The organism is Galactobacter valiniphilus (assembly GCF_003575975.1).
GTDB lineage: Bacteria > Actinomycetota > Actinomycetes > Actinomycetales > Micrococcaceae > Galactobacter > Galactobacter valiniphilus.
Genome location: NZ_QQXK01000017.1, coordinates 44,303 through 65,045 on the forward strand (window position 1 = coordinate 44,303; position 20,743 = coordinate 65,045).

Annotated in this window: 18 protein-coding genes and 1 pseudogene; 5 read left to right on the forward strand and 14 right to left on the reverse strand. The window is 67.6% G+C overall.

Annotated elements, in window-relative coordinates; genetic code table 11:
- Positions 1-19 precede the first annotated feature (19 nt).
- The 3 genes from DWB68_RS09530 to DWB68_RS09540 all read right to left on the reverse strand — a co-directional run bounded on the left by DWB68_RS09530 (position 20) and on the right by DWB68_RS09540 (position 2,088).
- Positions 20-349, reverse strand: coding sequence for a YlxR family protein (locus DWB68_RS09530; RefSeq protein ID WP_119424943.1), 330 nt, complete (start codon positions 347-349; stop codon positions 20-22).
- Between the two features lie 136 nt (positions 350-485).
- Positions 486-1,505, reverse strand: coding sequence for a transcription termination factor NusA (gene nusA / locus DWB68_RS09535; RefSeq protein ID WP_119424907.1), 1,020 nt, complete (start codon positions 1,503-1,505; stop codon positions 486-488).
- A gap of 1 nt (position 1,506) precedes the next feature.
- Complete coding sequence (locus tag DWB68_RS09540) at positions 1,507-2,088, reverse strand: ribosome maturation factor RimP (RefSeq protein WP_119424908.1); 582 nt, start codon at positions 2,086-2,088, stop codon at positions 1,507-1,509.
- Between the two features lie 93 nt (positions 2,089-2,181).
- On the opposite strand from DWB68_RS09540, the gene DWB68_RS09545 reads away from it, so the two are divergent.
- Entirely contained in the window at positions 2,182-3,339 is a 1,158-nt protein-coding gene (locus tag DWB68_RS09545) for a hypothetical protein (protein WP_147391634.1), read from the forward strand.
- Positions 3,340-3,343: 4 nt separating this feature from the next.
- Here DWB68_RS09545 and DWB68_RS09550 read toward each other — a convergent pair whose 3' ends face one another.
- The 8 genes from DWB68_RS09550 to DWB68_RS16225 all read right to left on the reverse strand — a co-directional run bounded on the left by DWB68_RS09550 (position 3,344) and on the right by DWB68_RS16225 (position 11,335).
- The gene (locus DWB68_RS09550; RefSeq protein WP_233548715.1) at positions 3,344-4,093 is read right to left on the reverse strand and encodes a sulfite exporter TauE/SafE family protein; all 750 of its coding nucleotides are present in this window, start codon (positions 4,091-4,093) and stop codon (positions 3,344-3,346) included.
- 104 nt (positions 4,094-4,197) lie between these two features.
- Positions 4,198-5,997 carry a proline--tRNA ligase gene (locus DWB68_RS09555; protein ID WP_119424911.1) on the reverse strand — a complete coding sequence of 600 codons (1,800 nt, stop codon included), beginning with the start codon at positions 5,995-5,997 and terminating at the stop codon, positions 4,198-4,200.
- A 108-nt stretch (positions 5,998-6,105) separates the two neighbouring features.
- Positions 6,106-6,936: a hypothetical protein gene (locus DWB68_RS15990; RefSeq protein WP_147391635.1), complete on the reverse strand. Its 831-nt coding sequence runs from the start codon at positions 6,934-6,936 to the stop codon at positions 6,106-6,108.
- A 126-nt stretch (positions 6,937-7,062) separates the two neighbouring features.
- Positions 7,063-7,866: a hypothetical protein gene (locus DWB68_RS09570; RefSeq protein WP_119424914.1), complete on the reverse strand. Its 804-nt coding sequence runs from the start codon at positions 7,864-7,866 to the stop codon at positions 7,063-7,065.
- A 133-nt stretch (positions 7,867-7,999) separates the two neighbouring features.
- Positions 8,000-8,827, reverse strand: a complete 828-nt coding sequence (locus DWB68_RS09575; protein ID WP_119424915.1) for a hypothetical protein — start codon at positions 8,825-8,827, stop codon at positions 8,000-8,002.
- Positions 8,828-8,922: 95 nt separating this feature from the next.
- Positions 8,923-9,828: a GNAT family N-acetyltransferase gene (locus DWB68_RS09580; protein ID WP_233548716.1), complete on the reverse strand. Its 906-nt coding sequence runs from the start codon at positions 9,826-9,828 to the stop codon at positions 8,923-8,925.
- Positions 9,785-10,957: a flavodoxin-dependent (E)-4-hydroxy-3-methylbut-2-enyl-diphosphate synthase gene (ispG, locus tag DWB68_RS09585; RefSeq protein WP_119424916.1), complete on the reverse strand. Its 1,173-nt coding sequence runs from the start codon at positions 10,955-10,957 to the stop codon at positions 9,785-9,787. The genes DWB68_RS09580 and ispG overlap by 44 nt, the downstream gene beginning before the upstream one ends.
- 75 nt (positions 10,958-11,032) lie before the next feature.
- Positions 11,033-11,335 (reverse strand): YciI family protein, encoded by a 303-nt coding sequence (locus DWB68_RS16225; RefSeq protein WP_158588274.1) that lies wholly within the window; start codon positions 11,333-11,335, stop codon positions 11,033-11,035.
- Positions 11,336-11,685: 350 nt separating this feature from the next.
- Between DWB68_RS16225 and DWB68_RS09595 the strand changes: the two genes are divergently transcribed.
- The 4 genes from DWB68_RS09595 to DWB68_RS09610 all read left to right on the forward strand — a co-directional run bounded on the left by DWB68_RS09595 (position 11,686) and on the right by DWB68_RS09610 (position 15,060).
- Entirely contained in the window at positions 11,686-12,681 is a 996-nt protein-coding gene (locus DWB68_RS09595; RefSeq protein WP_119424918.1) for an alpha/beta hydrolase fold domain-containing protein, read from the forward strand.
- A 163-nt stretch (positions 12,682-12,844) separates the two neighbouring features.
- Positions 12,845-13,771, forward strand: coding sequence for an SDR family oxidoreductase (locus DWB68_RS09600; RefSeq protein ID WP_407645690.1), 927 nt, complete (start codon positions 12,845-12,847; stop codon positions 13,769-13,771).
- 61 nt (positions 13,772-13,832) lie between these two features.
- On the forward strand, positions 13,833-14,504 hold the full coding sequence (locus DWB68_RS09605; RefSeq protein ID WP_325048560.1) for a Dps family protein: 672 nt from the start codon (positions 13,833-13,835) through the stop codon (positions 14,502-14,504).
- 22 nt (positions 14,505-14,526) lie between these two features.
- Positions 14,527-15,060, forward strand: coding sequence for a lipocalin family protein (locus tag DWB68_RS09610; protein ID WP_119424921.1), 534 nt, complete (start codon positions 14,527-14,529; stop codon positions 15,058-15,060).
- Between the two features lie 80 nt (positions 15,061-15,140).
- Here the strand turns inward: DWB68_RS09610 and DWB68_RS09615 are convergent, their stop codons facing one another.
- The 3 genes and pseudogenes from DWB68_RS09615 to DWB68_RS09625 form a co-directional block, all read right to left on the reverse strand.
- The gene (locus DWB68_RS09615; RefSeq protein ID WP_119424922.1) at positions 15,141-16,502 is read right to left on the reverse strand and encodes a M50 family metallopeptidase; all 1,362 of its coding nucleotides are present in this window, start codon (positions 16,500-16,502) and stop codon (positions 15,141-15,143) included.
- Between the two features lie 213 nt (positions 16,503-16,715).
- A pseudogene (gene dxr / locus DWB68_RS09620) lies at positions 16,716-18,011 on the reverse strand (1-deoxy-D-xylulose-5-phosphate reductoisomerase); the annotation flags it as partial.
- Between the two features lie 741 nt (positions 18,012-18,752).
- Complete coding sequence (locus DWB68_RS09625; RefSeq protein WP_119424924.1) at positions 18,753-20,672, reverse strand: ATP-dependent nuclease; 1,920 nt, start codon at positions 20,670-20,672, stop codon at positions 18,753-18,755.
- Positions 20,673-20,743 lie beyond the last annotated feature (71 nt).

Sequence of the window (20,743 nt, forward strand, 5' to 3'; positions counted from 1 at the left end):
GGCGCTCATCGGGCGGCACTCATCGGGTTTCCACTTTTCCTGACCCGCTTTCAGTTTGGGTTTCCTGGCGAACGGAATCCGCTACGGATTCCGTGGGCATCACGTGCAACAACGCCGCGAGGTCGTGGGTGATTCCGCCGGAGCGAAATGCCCTGGCAAATCCACGACGACGCACTGCCTGCTGTGCGCACTGCTCGATGGGGTGCAACCACGCACCCCGTCCGGGCGCGCGCCGCTTCGGGTCCGGCAGGATCCGCGAGGGATTCTGCGGGTCCACGACCCAGCGCACGAGCTGCTCCTGGGCAACCACCTGGCGACAGCCAACGCAGGTGCGGAGGGGGGAGGCCATGAAAGTCTCTCCCTCCGTGTCCAGCTTCAAGTACGCCGAGGCGGCGCACCGCTCACCAGTCTACCGCTTGCGGAAGGCGGGGCGGTGCGAGGCACACCACGGTGTGCCTCACACCACCCGCATGAGTGCGGCAGGCTCAGGCCTCGTCGAGCTCCACGACCTCGACGGCGTCGGCGAGGCGCGCGGCCTTGTCGGCGACGTCGGAGACGATGTCGATGCGCCAGCCGGTCAGCTTGGCCGCGAGGCGGGCGTTCTGGCCCTCCTTGCCGATGGCCAGCGAGAGCTGGGACTCGGGAACCACGGCGCGCACCTGGTGGTTGGCCACGTCGGTGACGCTCACGCGCAGCACCTTGGCCGGGGACAGGGCGTGCGCCACGAACTCGGCCGGGTCGGTGGAGAAGTCGACAATGTCGATCTTTTCCTCGCCCAGCTCCGTCATGACGGCGCGCACGCGGGTGCCCACCTCGCCGATGCAGGCGCCCTTGGCGTTGACACCCTCACGCTTCGAACGCACGGCCATCTTGGTGCGGTGGCCGGCCTCGCGGGCCAGGCCCACGATCTCCACGGAACCGTCGGAGATCTCGGGGACCTCGAGCTCGAAGAGGCGACGCACGAGGTTGGGGTGCGAGCGCGACACGGTGATCGAGGGGCCCTTGGGGCCGCGGTGCACGTCGGTGACGTACACGCGCAGGCGGCGGCCGTGCTTGTAGGCCTCGCCCGGCACCTGCTCCGGCGGGGGCAGGACGGCCTCGATGGTGCCCAGGTTGACCTGGATCATGCGGGGGTCGCGACCCTGCTGGATCACGCCGGAGAGGATCTCCCCCTCCTTGCCCTTGAACTCGCCGAGCACCACGGCGTCGTCCGCGTCGCGCAGGCGCTGCATGATGATCTGGCGCGCCGTGGACGCGGCGATGCGCCCAAAGTCGGTGGGGGTGTCGTCGAACTCCCCGATGCGCTTGTTCTCTTCATCGAGCTCGGGAGCCCAGATGGTCACGTGGCCGCTCTTGCGGTCCAGCTCGGCGCGCGCGCCACGGATGGCGCCCGGCTGCTTGTCGTACGCCAGCACCAGCGCCTGCTCGATCGTGGTGATGAGCTTCTCGAGCGGGATCTCCCGCTCCTTCTCTAGCGCTCGCAGCGCACTCATATCGATGTCCACGTCAGGCCTCCTCGCCCGTTTCTTCCTTGTTCAGTTGTGATTCGTCGTCGTCGCGCTCGGCGAGGAGGCGGGCGGCCGTGGCCTCCACGTCAACCTTGCCCTTGCGGATCTGACCGTAGGCCAGGCGCACCGCGGGGAGCACCTTGGCCTTCATGCCCTTCTTGGCGGGCGGGCGGATGGGCTCGAGGTCGATGCCCTCCTCGTCCGCCGCGAGGAGCAGGCCCTCCAGCTCGGCGCCCTCGGTGTCCTTGAGGCGCACGATGCGTCCCACGTTGCGCGTCCAGTGGCGCGGCAGCGTGAGCGGGCGGCCGGCGCCCGGGCTCGAGACCTCGAGGTCGTAGGGAGTGTCGCCCGAGAGCACGTCGGCGTCGAGCGCCGCACCGATGGCCTCGGAGAGTTCGGCGACCTTGTCGAGCGAGACACCGACGGTGCCGTCCTCGTGGTCGACGATGACGCGGACGATCGGCGGCTGGGCCTCGACCGTCTCGACGGCCTCCAACAACAATCCGGCGTCCTCGACCGCGGGGGTCACGGCGGCAATCAGCGCCTCGACGTCCGGAAGGGTGGTGGGGGTGGTGGGCATGCTTCCTCCTGAGCTTCGGCCCGAGCGGGCCGACGACAAGCCACCAGTTTATCCTGACGAATCCGGCGGCACTGGCATGGGAACATGGTGCTCATGACCCGTTCACCCGGCCTCTCCACGTCCTTCGGAGCCCGCTTTGCGCGCGGTTGCGGGGTGCTTCTGGTCGGGGCGCTGTGGGTAGGCGTGACGAGCACCACGGCGGCCGACGGCGCGTTGGCCCGCCCGGGCGACTCCGTCTCCCCCGTCGTGGCCCCCGCGTCCCTCGCCGCCGACGATCCGGCGCGCGCCCTGCCGCGGCTCGAGCACCAGAGCGCGGGGCTCACGGGCCCCGCGGGGCAGGCGCTGCACGCTCAGCTCGCCGCGGTCCGCGGATTCCTGGCCCCCGAGACGCCCGTAGGCGATGCCGAGGCGGATGCGCTGGCGCTCGAGGAGGCCGGCCCCACGACGGAGCAGAACAACGTGGCCAGGGCCGCCGCAGCGGCGAAGGAGACCTTCGCGCTGGCCGGCACGCTGGCCTCGGCTGCGCTGGACGCCCCGGCCGGGCAGGCCCGGCGGCTGCTGACAGGCGCCGCCCTGCTCGACGACGCGGCGAGGGCGACGCTGACGGCCGCCGGTCGGGAGATCCCCACCTCGGGCGGGGTCGCCTCCGCTCTCAAGGTCGCCTCCGGCGCCGCCGGCGCGGCCGCGCAGGAGAAGGCGCTCGGCACCCTGTCGGCGACACTGACCCCGGCCTTTGCGCAGGGCCTGTGCACCGGGGAGAACGCCACGACCATCACGGAACCCGCCGCCTCCGCCTCCCCCAGCCCCACGCCGTCGGGCACTGCGAGCGACGCCGCCGTGGCGGCGAACGAGCCGGTGAGCGGCTTCCCGCTCTTCTCCGCCGACTCGGCAACGTTGATCGGTGCCGGCGCCGATCTGCTGCACGAGGCCGGGGCCGCGTCCGGCCGCCTGGCCTACGCGTCCGAGGTCGTCGCGGCCCGCGCCAAGACGGCGAGCAGCGTCGCCCTGGCCGCCCAGCGCGGCGAGCTCACGCGCGCGCTCCAGAGCGCCCAGCCGGCCGGTTGCCTGCCCGTGGTCGTGACCTCGGCCGGGCCCTCCGCGGCCTTCACGGGTGCCGAGGCGAGCGAGACCATGCTCGCTGCCCGCGCCGCCTTGGCGGACAAGCTCCTGCCCGCGGCCGTGTCGGTGAGCGGCGACGCCCGCTCCGCGTTGCTGACGCAGTGGTGGCTCACGCGCCCCGCCGCGGGCTGAACGCCTAGCGGGTCCAGTCCTGGACCACGTCGAAGCCCAGCTTCAGGATGAGGGCCACGACCACCACCACAAACACCACGCGCACAAAGCCGGAGCCCTTCGAGACCGCCATGCGGGAGCCGAGGTAGCCGCCCGCCATGTTGGAGGCGCCGAGGATCAGACCCAGGCCCCAGAGCACGTGGCCCGTGGGGGCGAAGAGCGCGAGCGCGCCGATGTTGGTGGCGAGGTTGACGATCTTGGCCTTGGCCGAGCCGTCGAGGAAGCTGTAGCCGAGCGCGCTCACGAGCGCGATGACGAGGAACGAGCCGGTGCCCGGGCCGATCAGGCCATCGTAGAAGCCGATGCCCACGCCGATCAGCACGGCCGTGCCGTAGTGCCGGCGCCCCGAGAAGCGCAGCGCCGTCGCGAGGCCGGCCTGGCGCTTGGCCAGGGTGAAGCTCAGCACCACGATGAGCGCCGCCAGGATGATGGGCTTGAAGACCGAGGCGGGAAGCAGCGTTGCCACTCCCGCCCCGCCCACGGCGGCCAGCCCCGCCGCCACGGCCATGGGGATGGCCGTGCGCAGATCGGGGTGAACGCGCCTGGAGTACGTGACGGCGCTCGTGGCCGTGCCGAACACGGAGCCCATCTTGTTTGTCGCGAGCGCCTGCACGGGCGAGATGCCGGGCACCAGGAGCAGCGCCGGGAGCTGGATGAGCCCTCCCCCGCCCACCACGGCGTCCACCCACCCGGCCAGCAGGCCGGCCACGATCACCAACAGGATCGTGGACAGGGCAACGCCCTCCAGTCCCGAGTTGCTCAGGACGGAGGGCGTTGCTGCGGCGACGGTGACGCCGAGGGAGCCGGGGAGCAGGACGCTCAGCCCTTCACGAGGGCGGTGACCTCGTCCACGACCGTGTCGAGGGAGATCTCGCGGGCCTCGCCGCTCACGCGGTCCTTGACCTCGACGACGCCCTCGGCCACGCCGCGGCCGACCACGATGGTCGTGGGGACGCCGATGAGCTCGGAGTCCTTGAACTTCACGCCGGCGGAGACCTTGGGGCGGTCGTCCAGGATGACCTCGACGCCCTTGGCCTCGAACTCGGCGGAGAGCTTCTCGCCGAGCTCGAAGAGCTCCTCGCCCTTACCCGTGATGAGAATCTGCACATCGGCCGGGGCCACGGCGCGGGGCCAGGCCAGGCCCTTCTCGTCGTGGTGTGCCTCGGCGATGGCGGCCACGGCGCGCGTGACGCCGATGCCGTAGGAGCCCATCGTGACGGTGACGGCCTTGCCGTTCTGGTCCAGGACCTTCAGGCCCAGGGCCTCGGCGTAGCGGGTGCCGAGCTGGAAGATGTGGCCCATCTCGATGCCGCGCGTGGTGGAGAGGGGGCCGGATCCATCGGGGGCCGGATCGCCGTCGCGCACCTCGACGGCCTCGACGACGCCGTCCCAGGCGAAATCGCGGCCGGCCACGAGGCCGAAGACGTGCTTGCCGTGCTCGTTGGCGCCCGTGATCCACGTGGTGCCAGAGACCACGCGGGGGTCCACGAGGTACGGCAGGCCCGTGGCGGACTCGGCGCCGAGCACCGCGGCGTCCAGGGACAGGCCGGGGCCGATGTAGCCCTTGACGAGACCCGGGTACTTCTTGAGGTCTTCCTCCGTGGCGGCCTCGACGCCGACCTCGCCGGGAATCCCCAGCAGGGCGCCGATGGTGGCCTCGGAACGCTTCAGGTCAACCTGGCGATCGCCGGGGACGCCGATGACGGCCACGACGCGCTCGCCCTCGGGCGTGGTGACAGCCACAACGACGTTCTTGAGCGTGTCGGCGGCGGTCCAGGCGCCCTCGGCGCGCGGGGCCAGCTCGTTGGCGGCGGCCACGAGCGTGTCGATGGTCGGGGTGTCGGGGGTGTCCTTCACCTCGGCTGCGGGGGCGTTCGTGAAGTCGATGTCGGCGGGCACCACGGTGGTGACGGCCTCGACGTTGGCGGCGTAGCCGCCGGCCGAACGCACAAAGGTGTCCTCACCGATGGCGGTCGGGTGGAGGAACTCCTCCGACTTGGAACCGCCCATGGCGCCGGCCATGGCGAAGACGGGGACGATCTCGAGGCTCAGGCGCTCAAAGATCTTCAGGTAGGCGGCGCGGTGATCGGCGTAGGCCTGATCCAGGCCGGCGCCGTCGATGTTGAAGGAGTAGGAGTCCTTCATGATGAACTCCCGGCCGCGCAGCAGGCCCGCGCGGGGGCGGGACTCATCGCGGTACTTGTTCTGGATCTGGTAGAGGTACACCGGCAGGTCCTTGTACGAGGAGTACAGGTCCTTGACCAGGAGCGTGAACATCTCCTCGTGCGTGGGGGCAAGCAGGTAGTCGCCCTCCTTGCGGTCCTTGAGGCGGAAGATGTTGTCGCCGTATTCCTCCCAGCGACCCGTGGCCTCGTAGGGCTCCTTGGGCAGCAGCGCGGGGAAGTGCACCTCCTGGGCGCCGATGGCGTTCATCTCCTCGCGGACGATGTTCTCCACCTTGCCCAGGACGCGCAGGCCCAGCGGCAGCCACGTGTAGATGCCCGGAGCGGCACGGCGGATGTAGCCGGCGCGCACGAGCAGCTTGTGGCTCTCGACCTCGGCCTCGGCCGGGTCGTCGCGCAGAGTGCGCAGGAACAGGGTGGACAGACGAAGGACCACGGGTCTTCCCTTTCGGCGGCCGCTGGCCGCGAACATGAACAGGCGGCCCGCTCGGAAAGACGGGCCGCCTGTGATTCTACCGATGCTGGCGAGGGCGCCGTGCGCGCCTTACACCGCGGAGCCCATGAAGCTGGCGTAGGCCCGCTTCGCGAGCTCCGTGGCCTCCTTGCGTGCAGCGCCGTTGGTGCCCTTCACGGCAGCGGCGATGCCCACCGTGCCGTTGAACACCACCACGGTGGTGCCATGGTCCACCTGCGAGCTGCTGCCGCTCGAGTCGCTGATGCGGCGCATGAGACCGAAGGAGTCGGGCGCCGTGATACCGGCGGGCGCGAAGTACACGGTCTCCACCGTGGCGGAGCCGGCGCTCGCGCTCACCGTCACCTTGGAGCAGTGCTTCTCCACGGTCTCCTTGGCCTTGAGCTCGCGTTGGGCGTAGCCCTGGCTCGGCACCCAGAAGAAGGTCACCTGGTGGGCGCTCGACGCCGCCATGGCCGCCTTTGCGTTGATCGGCAGGCGGGCATTGGTCGCCACCACGTACGGCGCGCAGGCCGAGGGCGAGAAGCGCGCGGCGCTGAGCGACTCCCGCGTGCTCGCCAGCCGCTCCTTCACGACGGCCGACAGGCTGACGCGATACCCACTCGATTTGGCGGCAAACTCCCGCGCTGCCGTATCCACGTCGAGCTTCAATCCGGCCGGGCTGGACGGGGCGGGTGCCGTACTCGGCGGCGCCTGGCTCGGGGACGCGCTCGGCGTGGTGGATGGCCCCGTGGGGCCGAAGAGCGGCCCCACGGGTTCCCCGTTGCCGCTCGGTGTGGTGTTCGGTCCCGGATCGGAGCAGGCAGCGGCCGTGAGCGCGATGCCCACGGCGCACGCCACCGCCGCGGCCGTGCGCCAGCCCCTGAGACCCCGGCCCTGCTGGTGCTGCTGATACTGCTTCATGACGCCTCCCCTTGGTGCGTCGGTGCCGCTGGTGCCGGCCCACTCCCTGCCCGGGGAATGGGCCGGCGCCCACGGCGCTACCGATGTGAGGCACGGCACCGGTCCCCTCGGCCGGCGCCGCGCCGCTTAGCCCGCGAGGGCGTTCAGCGCCTCGTTCACGAGCTTAACGGCGTTGGCTTCATCGGCCGCACCGCCATCGCCCAGGACCTGCACCTGCACGGCCGTGTCGCCCTTCGTGGCAAACACCTTGGTCTGCACCATGGTGCCGCTCGCCATCACCGTGGTCTCCGTGGTGCCGTGCACGTTCTCGGCGTTCACGCCGCTGGCATCCCAGGCGCCGATGGTGACCTCCAGCTTGGTGCCGGACACCTCCTGCTTCATGCCCTTGCACTTCGAGGCCATCTCGTCGTAAACGCCCATGATGTCCTTGACGTACTGGACGCCTTGGCTGAAGTACGTCACGGTGGTGGACTTCTGCCCCATCTGCTTCAGGGCCATGCCGAACTCCATGTCGCCCGTGGCCAGGTCAACGCTCTTGAGCATGAGGTCCTTGCAGGCGGCGGGGTCCACGGTCACCGGGGCCAGGGCGGCTTTGGCGCCCGCGAAGGCGGCCTTGATCTGCGCCGCCGGCACCTTGGTGAAACCGGTGCCGGAGGAGGAAGCGATGAACTTCTCGATCGCCGCGTCCAGGTCGGCGGCCCCCGCGGGCGCCTCCGGCGCGGCGGAGCTGGTTTCCGGAGCGGCGCTGGACGCCGCGGCCGAGCTGGACTCAGGCGCGGCGGTGCCGCCGCCCCCAGCCGCCGAGGACGAGGCCGGGGCGGCGCTGGAGCCGCCGGAGAGGCCCGGCGTGGAGCCGCTGCCGCAGGCGGAGAGGCCGAGGGCCAGGGCGAGGGTGGGAACCGCGAGGGCGGCCAGGGTCTTCTTCTTCATGGTGTTCCTCCAAGGGGTCTGGGCTCGGTTCGATCGGTGCACGGGCGGTGGGACATCTCCCGCGGCGCAGGTGCGACGAACCGACGGCAGCCCACACGTTGAAACGTGCGGGCTGCCGAAACAGAGCGGGTGCTTACTTGGCGCCGAGGGCCTCGAAGCCCTCGTTGACGGCCTTGACGAGGTTAGCGCGGGTTTCGGCCGAGTCGCTCGTGGCCTGCGCGGTGACGCCGACAGTTCCCCGCGATGCAGTGATGCTGACCGTGGACGAGGCGGTGCCAGCGATCGTCTGCGTGGTGATGGATCCGGTGACGAGCTCAGCATTCACCCCCTCGGGCTTGAAGGTCGTCGTGGACGACTCGATCTTCTGACCAGCCATTTCCACGGTCATGTTCTTGCACTTTTCGGCCTGCTTCGCCGCGGAGGTTGCGGCTGCCTTGAAGTACGCGTCGTTGGCCAGTGACATGAACGAAATCGTCGTCACGGCACCCGGCGTGGTGGCCGCCTGCGCGTTAACGACAACGGAGAGCTTGCTATCCTCCGGCAGCGCCTTGATCGCCTCCACCGCGAGCGTCTTGCACTCCGCCGGCTTGATGTCGGCCTGTTCCAGAAGGGCCGGAGCAGCGGCCATCATCTTGTAGGCGCCGGACTTCGAGCCGATCACCTGGGACCCGGACCACTTCGCCTTGAAGACCTTTGCCGCGGCGTCAACGTCGGCATCGCCGAGCGTGTCGTCTCCGGCGACGGCGGTTGACGACTCTGAGACCGAGGCAGTGGCCTCCGTCGACGTGGTGGCCGAAGCCGACTCGGAACTGGACGGAGCAACCGCGCTCTGGGAGCTCGACGGCGCGTCGGCGCCGCTGGACGAGCTCGCGGCCGGAGCAGACGAGCCGCCGCAGGCGCTCAGCGACAGCGCCAGAATGGTCATGGGGGCCGCGAGGGCGGCCAGGGTCTGCTTCTTCATTGTTCCCCCTAGTGGCAAGGCATGGCCCACTTCCGGGCCCAATGCAACCTTACGGTGTTAGACCAACTGTTGCACAGATGAAGCTCAGGGGAATCTCAGAAAAGGACGGTGGCGAACTCGCCCGCCTGTTCAAAGCCGACGCGCTCGTACGTGGCGAGCGCGCGGGTGTTGTAGTCGTTGACGTAGAGCGAAACCGTCGGCGCGAGCTCCAAGGCGAGGGCAGCGACGTCGGCCATTCTCGAGGCCGCCAGGCCGAGCCCGCGGAAGTCCGGATTCATCCAGACACCCTGGATCTGCGTGGCGAGCGGGGTCACCACGCCCAACTCCGCCTTGAAGACGATACGGCCGCTCTGGTCGGTCTCCACAAGGGCGTGCCCGGCGCGGATGAGCCAGTCGACGCGGGCGCGGTACTGCGCCTCGCCCTGGGTGAGCGGCGAGTAGCCGAGCTCCTCCTCGAACATGGCGGCGCAGGCCGGCAGGAGCCGGTCGTAGTCGTGGGGCCAGGCCGTGCGCACGGCGTGTGCGCGTAGCTCGGGCGCGGGAGGCGCCGTCATGGTCATGAGCGGCTGGTGCTCGCGGATGTCGAAGGCGCGCTGGCGTCCGTGAGCCAGCTCGGACCAGATGCCGCGCACGGCCTCGGCCGGGCCGAAAACTGAGGCGAAGCGTCGTCGTTGTTTGAGCAGGGCGCGGCCGAAGGCGGCGCCGGAGTCCTCGTCGCTGCAGACGGGGACAACATTGGAGCCCACCCAGCAGGCGGCGACGAGCCGCTCGTGCTCGTCGAAGCGCCCCAGGTACAGGGCGGACGAGCGGGCGGCGACCGTACCGGTGGTGGCGAGCTGGGAATCCACGAAGGTATGCGCCACGGGATCCTCGGCCACCAGGGCGCGCACGGCGGCGGTGTCCGCCTGCGTGAGCAGGCGGACACCGTCCGACGCGGCGTCGTCGTGGCGAGCGGACCTAGTGGACCGAGACCACAGCGCCGCCGGCGACGGGATCCTCACCGTCCTCGTCTTCAGACTTCATGCTCTCCGCGATGCGGTTGGCCTCTTCGATGAGGGTCTCAACGATCTGGTCCTCCGGCACGGTCTTGATGACCTCGCCCTTGACGAAGATCTGGCCCTTGCCGTTGCCGGAGGCGACGCCGAGGTCGGCCTCGCGGGCCTCGCCCGGGCCGTTGACAACGCAGCCCATGACGGCCACGCGCAGCGGGACGGTGAGGTCTTTGAGGCCCTCGGTCACGTTCTCCGCGAGCGTGTAAACGTCCACCTGGGCGCGGCCGCAGGAGGGGCAGGAGACGATCTCGAGCTTGCGCTCGCGCAGGTTGAGCGACTGCAGGATCTGCAGGCCCACCTTGACCTCCTCGACCGGCGGGGCCGAGAGGGAGACGCGGATCGTGTCGCCGATGCCCTGCGAGAGCAGCGCTCCGAAGGCCGTGGCCGACTTGATGGTGCCCTGGAACGCCGGGCCGGCCTCGGTCACGCCGAGGTGCAGCGGCCAGTCGCCGCGTTCGGCGAGCATCTCGTAGGCGCGCACCATGACCACGGGGTCGTTGTGCTTCACCGAGATCTTGAAGTCGTGGAAGTCGTGCTCCTCGAAGAGCGACGCCTCCCAGACCGCTGACTCGACGAGCGCCTCGGGGGTGGGGCGACCGTACTTCTTGAGCAGGCTGGGGTGCAGCGAGCCCGCGTTGACGCCGATGCGGATCGAGGTGCCGTGGTCCTTGGCGGCCTGGGCGATCTCCTTGATCTGATCGTCGAACTTGCGGATGTTGCCCGGGTTCACGCGGACCGCCGCGCAGCCGCCCTCGATCGCCGCGAAGACGTACTTGGGCTGGAAGTGAATGTCGGCGATCACGGGGATCGGGGACTTCTTGGCGATGATGGGCAGCGCCTCGGCGTCATCGGCCGAGGGGCACGCCACTCGGACGATGTCGCAGCCGGCGGCGGTGAGCTCGGCGATCTGCTGAAGCGTCGCGTTGATGTTGGTGGTGGGCGTGGTGGTCATGGACTGCACGCTCACGGGGTAGTCCGAACCCACACCCACGGATCCCACGTGGATCTGACGGGTCTTGCGACGCGGTGCGAGCACGGGCGGCGGGGGTTTGGGCATGCCGAGATTGACCGAAGCCAAGGGATCCTCCTGGATCAACTCCGTGATGGGACCTGGTTATGATCCCACGCGGTTCGGGGTGAAAGCTGTGAGGGATCAGGCGTAGTGAGCGAGTTCACCCGTGACCGGGTTCCACGCGCGCACCGTCACGAGGTCGATGACGCCGGCCTCGTTGAAGGGGTCCTTCTGCAGCTGCTCGCTCACGTCCTCGGCGATGGCGGCCTCGAAGAGCAGCATGGCCTCCTCCGAGCCGATGGGGCCGGCGGCGATGAGCTTCACGCCGCCGGAGGCCTCGGAGCCGTCCAGGGCGGCGAGCCAGGCGCGGTGCGTGGGGCGCACCTCGTCGCGGGCGGGGGCGGAATCATCGGCATACAGGTAGTCAACGCGGAAGACGCTCATGGCCCCCAGCCTAGTGGCCCGGGCCACGTTGGACGCGCACGACGGCGCGGGGTGACGTTGGGCGGGTCGGGCCAGCCGGCGGAAGGGGCGGGGACGGGTGCTTCCGGATGCTCCAGCGTTCCCAGCCGCGCTTCTTCGGCTCCTCCCCGGCCGTTTTCCCGGAGTTCGGACAAACTCCGCGCTTTCGGACGCGCTTCTGGCCGGATTCATGGAGGATTTCACCGCTGCGCCGCCGCGCTCCAGCGTGCCGGACACGCGTCACGCGCGGAACGGCTCACGAGGACGTCCCACCTCCTGTGGGAGGCTGGGGCCGCACGCTACCCGCGCCCCACGCTTCCCCCGGAGATTCCATGACCCCCTCCCCCGCGCCCCGCCCGCCGTACGACCCCGAGTTGCTCGCCGGCGCACCCGTCTTCCCCGGGGCGATCGACTCTCCCGAGCCCTTCGCCGCCTATCGCGCGAGGGCCCAGCCCACGGCGGCGGGGCTGGCGCCCCTCATGGCCGAGCTGGGACTCGCCCACACGGAGGCCACAGTTCCCTTGCGCGGGTTGCCCTCGATGCCCGACGGCGCGATGACGGTTTCGCTGATCCGTCCCGTCGACGCCCCGCTCACCGAGGCGCTGCCCGCCGTCCTGGATCTTCACGGCGGCGGGATGGTGTTCGGGAACCGCTTCGATTCCTTCCTGCCCGAGCACCTGCGCTGGGCGGCCGAGCACCGCCTGGTCCTCATCTCCCCCGAGTACCCGCTGGCGCCGGAGCACCGCGCGCCCGCCGGTGGCGAGGCGTGCTTCGCCGCTCTGCGCTGGGTGGAGGCGAACGCCGTCGAGCTGGGCGTGGATCTCGCCCGGCTCATCGTGGCCGGTGTGTCCGGCGGCGCTGGGCTCGCCGCGGCCGTGGCGCTGCAGGCGCGGGACCTCGGCGGGCCCGCCCTGCTGGGTCAGCTGCTCGTGTGTCCCATGCTCGATCACACAGGTTCCACCGCGTCGGCCGCGCAATTCACGGTCGCGCGCGGCGTGGTGGATCCGTGGCTTCAGGAGACAAACGCCTACGCGTGGCGGATGCTGCTCGGGGACGAGCCCGGCGAGGTGCATCCGTACGCCTCGGCGTGGGTTGCCGACGACCTGGCCGGACTGCCCGCCTCCTACGTTGACGTGGGGTCGGCCGAGGTGTTCAGGGACGCGGACATCGCGTTTGCCCAGCGCCTGCTGGCGGCCGGGGTGGACACCGAGCTGCACGTCTGGCCGGGAGGTTTCCACGGCTTCGACGCAGTGGTGCCGGGGGCCGCGGTGTCGCGCCGGGCGGTGGCCGCACGGAGCGCGTGGCTGGGGCGACTTCTCGGCCCCTGAGTCCGGGGCGACTTCCTGCTGGCAGTTCTCTGGAACCCCGCCGCGCGACTTGATGCCCCCTGTGAGATATGACAGTGTCGGGATTGCTGAGGGCTCGGAAGACCCAACGCCGGTCTTCCATCATCCGCAGAGTCCTCTCATCGCCAGAAGAGGGGAAAGCACCGTGAACACCAAGACCAAGCACCAGGATGCCGCACACGCCCATCCGGGCCGGGCACCCCGTTACTCACAGATCAGCCCACTTCCCCAGCACCAACCGGAACCGGGGCTCGATGGCCGCCTCCACCCGCTGGCCGATCACGGTGAACAAAGCTACGTCGGGACCGGCCGCCTCCGCGGCAAGCGCGTGCTCATCACGGGAGCCGACTCCGGGATCGGAGCCGCAGTGGCCATCGCCTTTTACCGCGAGGGGGCGCAAGTGGCCCTGTCCTACCTCCCTGTAGAAGAGCCCGATGTCGACGCGCTTGCCGCGGCCTTAGCGGGCTCTCCGGGCGAGGACCCGCCGGGCTTTTTTCGCCTACCCGGCGACCTCCTTGACCGCGGTTACCGCGATGGTTTAGTCGGCGCGGCAAGCGAACTCTTGGGCGGCCTCGACATCCTCGTCAACAACGCGGGCAAGCAGCGTTCAGTCGCCGAGATCAAGGATCTGACGGACGAGCAGATCGAAGCCACCTTCGGTGTGAACGTCTTCGCGATGTTCGCGCTGTCGAGGGATGCCGTGGCTCACTTGGAACCCGGGAGCAGCATCATCAACACCACCTCGGTGCAGGCCTACTCGCCCTCCGGGCACCTCCTGGACTACGCGGCGAGCAAGGCCGCGATCAATGCCTTCACGAAGGGCCTGGCCGAGCAACTCGGTCCGCGCGGAATCCGCGTCAACGCGGTCGCCCCAGGACCCATCTGGACGCCGTTGCAGCCCTCGGGCGGGCAGCCCGCCGAGGCGTTGCCAACCTTCGGCCACGACACCTGGCTGGGCCGCGCCGGCCAGCCGGCAGAGCTGGCGAGCGCCTTCGTGTTTCTGGCCGAGGACAGTTCCTCCTACGTGACGGGGTCCACGGTGCACGTCAACGGCGGCAAGCCGACGCCATGATCCTCTCCTGACCATGCCCCTCTCCCGCGCGAACAAACGCGCCCAACGAAAGGACTTCACCGTGAATCAGCAGCAGCTCCCCACCTCGTACGGCTCAGCTTCCACCGACCGTGAGAACACGGAAAAGGGATTCGTCGCCCCGGAGCGCCTGCGCTCCTCCCTGCAGTCCGTGCTCGTCAACTTGATCGATCTGCAACTCGTGGCCAAGCAAGCGCATTGGAACATTGTTGGAGCGAATTTCCGCGATCTCCACCGAAACCTCGATGAGCTGGTCGGCGTCACCCGCGAGGCGGCCGACACGCTCGCCGAGCGCCTCAGGGCGCTCCACGCAACGGCCGACGGTCGGGCCGCCGTGGTGGCGACGCAGAGCAAGCTCCCGGAGTTTCCGGCCGGCGAGATCACCACGCATGACGCCATCGGCGCCGTGGTGCTTGCCATCGATGTCACCACGAGGCACGTCCGCGATGTGCACGACGGCGTCGACGAGGACGACCCAACGAGCGCGGACTTGCTGCACGGCCTGCTCGCCGATCTGGAGCAGCAGTCGTGGATGATCGGGGCCGAGATCCGCCGCCCGGCGGGGGTACCGGAACCGCGCAGTGACGACGCGACACCGTCGAGCGCCCAGGACGACGCGGAGTCGGCACCGTCCCCAGGCATCGCCAAGCACACGGGGTTGCCGCCGGCGGCACAGTCCGATGTACTCGCTGAGAGCGAACCACCCTCGCTCTGAGTTCGGCCACGAAAGGAAGACCATGAACGCTTCAACGAAGGCTGTCCATTCGGTCCCTGCACTGGACCTCGACCGCTACCTGGGCCAGTGGTTCGAGGTGGGTCGCTTGCCGCTCAAGTGGGAGGACGAGAACGCCAGCAATGTCACCGCCACCTACACGTTGCAGGAGGACGGCAACATCGAGGTGGACAACCGGTGCTACGACAACCTGGGAAACCCCTCGCAGTCGCTGGGGCGCGCTAAGCCGGTCGAGGGCGAACCGGGCCAGCTCAAGGTGTCCTTCCTACCCCAGTTCCTGCGGTGGATCCCCTTCACCGAGGGCGACTACTGGGTCCTGAAGGTTGCCGAAGATTATTCAGTGGCCCTCGTCGGGACGCCAGACCACGAGAACCTCTGGCTGCTGGCCCGGGAACACGAGCTGTCCCAGCAGGTGCGCGATGAATACCTCGCCGAGGCGCTGGCGCAGGGCTTCACCTTGGAAGCTTGGATCACTCCGCGGCAGGACGGACGCGTGGTGAGCGACATCGAGCTGCAGGAGGACGTCCTGAAGGACTAGAGCTCCGCTCTCACCCGTCGCGCTCGTGCAGAAAGAACGGCCGCGTCGAGTCCCCGAAGGGTCTCGACGCGGCCGTTCTGCTACCCCAGCGTCACTGGCTTCACAATGTCGGCATAGATCAGGATCACGCCCATCACGAGCATCAGCGCCGCCACGGTGTAGGTCACGGGCAGCAGCTTGGAGATGTCCACCGGCCCCGGATCCTTGCGCTTGAACACGCGGTTGAAGGTCTTGCGGACTTTCTCCCACAGCGCGCCGACCACGTGCCCGCCATCCAGCGGCGTCAGCGGGATCAGGTTGAACACGAAGAGCGCGATGTTCAGGGATCCCAGCAGCGACAGGTAGGAGGCCACCTTGTCCTTCACCGACACGGTGTCCATGGCGGTGATGTCGCCGGCCAGGCGGCCCACACCCACGATCGACATCGGCCCGTTCGGGTCGCGCTCCTCGGGGCTGAACGCGGCCTTGGCCACGCCGATCACGCGCGCCGGCAGGTCAATGACCACGCCGGCCACGGCCTTCACGTTTTCACCGACAAACGCGGGGACCTCCCAGATGGGCTTGGGCAGGGTGGCGACCGTCGAGCCAATGGCGGCAAACCCGACGTCGGCCCTTTTCACCGAGCCGTCGGCGTTCTTTTCGGCCTGACCCAGGCGGTCAACCACGGGGCGCGAGGTCTTAATGGGCGTCAGCGTCGTGGAGTGCTCCGCGCCGTCGCGTGTGTAGGTCACGGCGATCGGCTCACCGGCCTTCGCCTGGATCGCCGAGGTCAGTGCGTCCCACTCCGTCTGGGAGACGCGGCGCCCGTCCACCGACGTGATGACGTCGCCGGCGCGTAGCCCGGCCGCGTACGCGGGGCCCGGGGTGTCCCCCGCCTGGCACGTCTGCGAGGCGCTATCGGAGGATCCGCGCGCGGCCTGCTGCTCCTGCGTCAGCACGCACTGGTACACCTCGGAGACCGTGGTGGTCGCCGTGGACGTGCCAAACCCAACGAGCACGATCGAGAAGAACACGAACGCCAGGATCAGATTCATGAACGGCCCGCCGAGCATGATCACGATGCGCTTCCACACCGGCAGATCAACGAACAGGCGCCCGCGATCCCCCGGCTGCAACGTCTCCGCCTCGACGCGCTTGGCCTCGTCGGAGAGGTTCTGGAAGAAGCCGGAACGCGAGGTCTTGACCGTGCCGTCCTTGGCCGGCGGGTACATGCCGACCATGGAGATGTAGCCGCCCAGCGGCAGCACCTTGATGCCGTACTCGGTCTCCCCCTTCTTCTTGGAGAAGATCGTGGGGCCAAAACCGACCATGTACTGCGGCACGCGCAGGCCAAACTTCTTGGCGGGCAGCAGGTGCCCCACCTCGTGCAGGCCGATCGAGAGGCCGATGCCCAGCAGGATGATGAGCGCACCCAGCACGTAGGCCAGGATCGTTTCGAACATCAAGCGTCCTTCAGTGAGTTCTTCTTCAATGCCCGACGGCGGGTGGTTGGCTCGGGCGGTGTCGCCCGCGCGGGGCGCGGGCTGGGGTGAGCCTACCGGCGGTGGCTGTTACTGGGCTGTGGTGTCGGGCCCGTAGTTGCGACGTTCCTCGTCGCTCATGGCGGCCCAGGTGGCGTCGTCCGGCGGGCAGACGGCGATCCCCGGGCGCGGGTTGACGGCCCAGCGGGCGCGTGCGGCGGCGCGGGCCCAGCGCTCGGCGGTCAGGACGGAGTCGATGGTGACCGGGCCGGTGCCGATGATGGCGTCCGGGTGGTACTCGTGCACCACGGAGGCCACGGTGTCCACGATGTCGAGGAAGCCGATCTTGCCGTCGTGGAAGGCGTGCACCGCCTCTTCGTTGGCAGCGTTGTAAACGGCCATGTGCGTGGGGCTGGTCTGCTGCGCCTCAATGGCGAGCTGGATGGCCGGGAACGCCTCGTGGTCGATGGGCTCGAAGGTCCACGTGTCCGGGTTCGCCCAGTTGTTCGGGGTGGCGGCGCCGGGGACGCGGCGGGGCCAGTTCATGCCGAGGGCGATGGGCAGGCGCATGTCCGGCGGAGAGGCCTGCGCGATCGTGGAGCCGTCCACGAACTCCACCATGGAGTGGATCATCGACTGCGGGTGGGCCACGGCCTCGATGCTCTCCAGCGGCACGTCGAAGAGCAGGTGCGCCTCGATGACCTCGAGGGCCTTGTTGACCAGGGTGGCCGAGTTGGTGGTGACCATGAGGCCCATATCCCACGTGGGGTGATTGAGCGCCTGCGCCAGGGTGACGTCCTTGAGCTCCTCGCGCTTCTTGCCGCGGAAGGGGCCGCCGGAGGCCGTGACGACGAGCTTGGCGACCTCGTCCGGGGTGCCGGAGCGCAGGGCCTGGGCGAGAGCGGAGTGCTCGGAGTCGACCGGGGCGATCTGCCCCTGGGCCGCGCGCGCCTTCACCAGGGCGCCACCCACGATCAGGGACTCCTTGTTGGCCAGCGCCAGGAGGTGGCCGGCGTCCAGCGCCGCGAGCGTGGGGGCCAGGCCGATGGAGCCGGTGATGCCGTTGAGCACCACGTCCGCGTCCTGCAGGGCCGCGGCCTCGGTGGCGGCGTCCGGGCCGACGAGGATCTGGGGCTCGTAGGCGTTGGCCTCGTCCGGATCCACGGTGAGGTCCCCGACGTCCTTGACCTCCACGTAGCCGTGCTGCGCCTCCTCCTTCGCGCCGGCGAGGTGCAGCTTGAGGCCGTCGCGGACGTCCTCAACGCTCATCCCCTCGGCGCCGGCCAGCGCGATGACGGGCGGCCTAAACGCAACGGCCTGGCGAGCCAGCTCCCGCGCGTTGGAGCCGGCCGCCAGGGCCGTGAGCTCAAAGAGCTCGGGGTTGCGCTTGATGATGTCCAGCGCCTGCGTGCCGATCGAGCCGGTGGAGCCAAGCACCACGATGCGGCGGGGGCGATCGGACGGAGGAGGGGTGAAGGGGGTAGTCGTCACCCGTCCATCTTGGCACGTGAGAGCCTGGAAAGCCCCAGACTGCGCCCTATCCCACGCGCCACACCAGAACTCGCCAATCATCATCTTGTCTGATGCAAGGGCGAACTTGCTGCGTGCGAAAAGAATCCGCGATCGGCCCATTCTCTTCCAACGCTCGACGCATTTTCGGGTTCAAGTACTTTCGCAAGTGCGAGCTAATACGCGTGTGACAGGTGACCGCGGTGTCAAGAGCACTCATCGCGAGCGGCCGTTGGTAATGACTCTCCGAGGGGTGAAACTCCGGACTCTTCATCAACTTGATAACGTCTCGCCTCGGGCCGGCGACAACGAGAAGGCCCGCCTTAGCCTCACCTGCATCAACAATCAGACTCAGCCGATTTAGGTCGGACAAAACATTCATGGGAGTGCAGTATGACGACTTCGCCCATTTGACCTCGACTGCGATGTCCACCGGATCGGCTCGCGTCCCCAGTGGCCGAGAGCCGTCGGGCATGCGGCGCGCAATTGCGAAATCAATCGCTCTCATGCCTCGACTATTTTGCTTCTGGATTGCGAACGCCGGAAAATTGGGCTCGATAGTGTAGTCCGAAGAATCAACTTGGGCGCAAAGTATTTCGTTGATTACACCGTGCACATGGTACTCGCCGAAACTATGTCCACGATTGCAGGCGAAATCGAAATCCAGCTTTGCCGGTATCGCAACCGCCAGTCGGCGGGACAGATCCGTTACGCGGAGGGCCCTCATTTGACGCCCTCGCAGCCACTTCGATGGCAGACACCGAGAGCATGGTCCAAGATCTCCAAAAGTTGATCCGGGACAGGTCCAGCGGCTTGCTGGGTTGCCAAACGGTAAAGCCTGGAATTCTTCGCTGCTTCAAGGCCCGTTGCCATTTCCAGATCTGTCTTTTTAGCATCCCAGCCCGGCCAAAGCTCTTCCAGCGTTGATTCAATACGGTCCGGAAGCACTGCAACTTCGCTACCAATTTCGAACTCCGGAAAATCCTGTTCCGTCATCCCGAAGTAGGCCAGAACGTTCCTGTTCTGCGTGGCGTTGTTTGCGCGAGTCGAGCTGATTTGCTTCTCACTGAGAGACTTGCTTCGACCGCGAGCCTCACTTCCAACGTCACCGTCGAAGAGCGTGAACACCGGAATTCCGAGTTCACTGAGTATCGCGTGAGCAAAAATGAGATTTCCCTTGCCTCCAACTGGAACGATTGAAAGCCCTGCCGCCTCGTATCTACCAACAGTCGTTCGATCTCCGATCCCGTACAGCACCTCCCTATCCGTACTGCCTTCAACAAGCAAAACTCGCTCCGAGAAAAGCGCTTCAGACAGCGTGTTTGTCAATAGTCCTGCGAATTGAGCATCAAACCGCATGTCTTCCACAAAACCCTGCACGCGCCTGCGGACGCGAGTCTGCGAGGCCGACAGAATTCCGGTGTATTCATTCGAGCCATGGATATCAACCCGCCGAACTTCCGAGAACCTCTCGGCTTCAACAAAGACCTCGCTGTGAGTGGCAAAAACGACTTGCATGTCAGCCGAGTCTCCCTCGGCCAAGTCACGAAGTACGCGCGCAAAAGCTCTGGCCTGTATCGGGTGCTGATACAGCTCTGGCTCTTCAATGGCCAAACAAATTGTTCCATGATTACCTGCGGATCCGGAAGCTGCCAACACTTGAAGCGCGGTCACCAAAAGCGTTCGCTGAAATCCATGGCCCTCACGTTCGACCTGAGTCTTCTCGCCTGCGGGTCTCTCGGCCCGGCCAATTTCAACTTCGAACGGCATTCGCACCGGCTTAGCTTCCACTAGCCCCGGCCTAAGCGAAACATGCTTGCCCATAGCGAGACGCCCTAAGGCAGTGTTTAAATCCTGCGATACCTGTTTCAGCTTCGGCCCGAATCTCTCCTCGAACACTTGCTGTTGTTGGGTCCGACTTGCATTTGCAATTGCCTCGATTTCTGCATCGGCAGCAGATCTGTCAACTGTTCGTTCCAAAATTCGCCCGATCACACTGGTTTTGACGTCCAATGCCTCTTCTGAGGCTCGAAGGTCGGCGCTTACGAGCACGAAGTCGAAAAGTCCGCTCATCTTTCCGCCGCTATTGAATCCGAAGAAATTGGTCTGCAACGCCTCGGGAGAGTCCTCGAGCAGCGATGCATTTGCTGCTTCCCATACAGTCATCGAGCTTTCAATTGCCTGCACTGTAGTGGCTATCGGCAAGTCAAGGTCTGGCCGCTCGGCCCGGATCTTCGCATAAGCGGACTTCTTGTCCACAGCCGACCGAGCGGACCGTACCTCCGCGAACGGCGGAAAGGACTTTGCGTTGGCCGATAGCGACTCACTTCCGTCTACGTTTCGACGCTTCCAACAAGTGAATGTATCCGTGCCAATAGGCGCGTACTTGCCCAGCTCGTCTCTATCGCGCGCCGTGAGCGACGAAAAGGATACCTCGACTTCAATCGGGTCGGCCGCATGGCCGTGCGTTGAGTCGGCAACAGATAGTGTTCCTGGGCGCCCATTGAAGAACCAGTCAAGAGCCAGTAATACCGTGGATTTTCCCGCTCCATTGGGCCCGATGAACGACGTCAAGTTCTCGAACTCCACAGATACGTCGTACAAGGTCCGGAAATTTCGAATGTGGATGTTGGAGATCTTCACAGGGTTCCGTTCCGTGGCTTGCGGGTGACGTGCTGATTACATCATGGGGTCAGCAATGAGGCCGACATCAA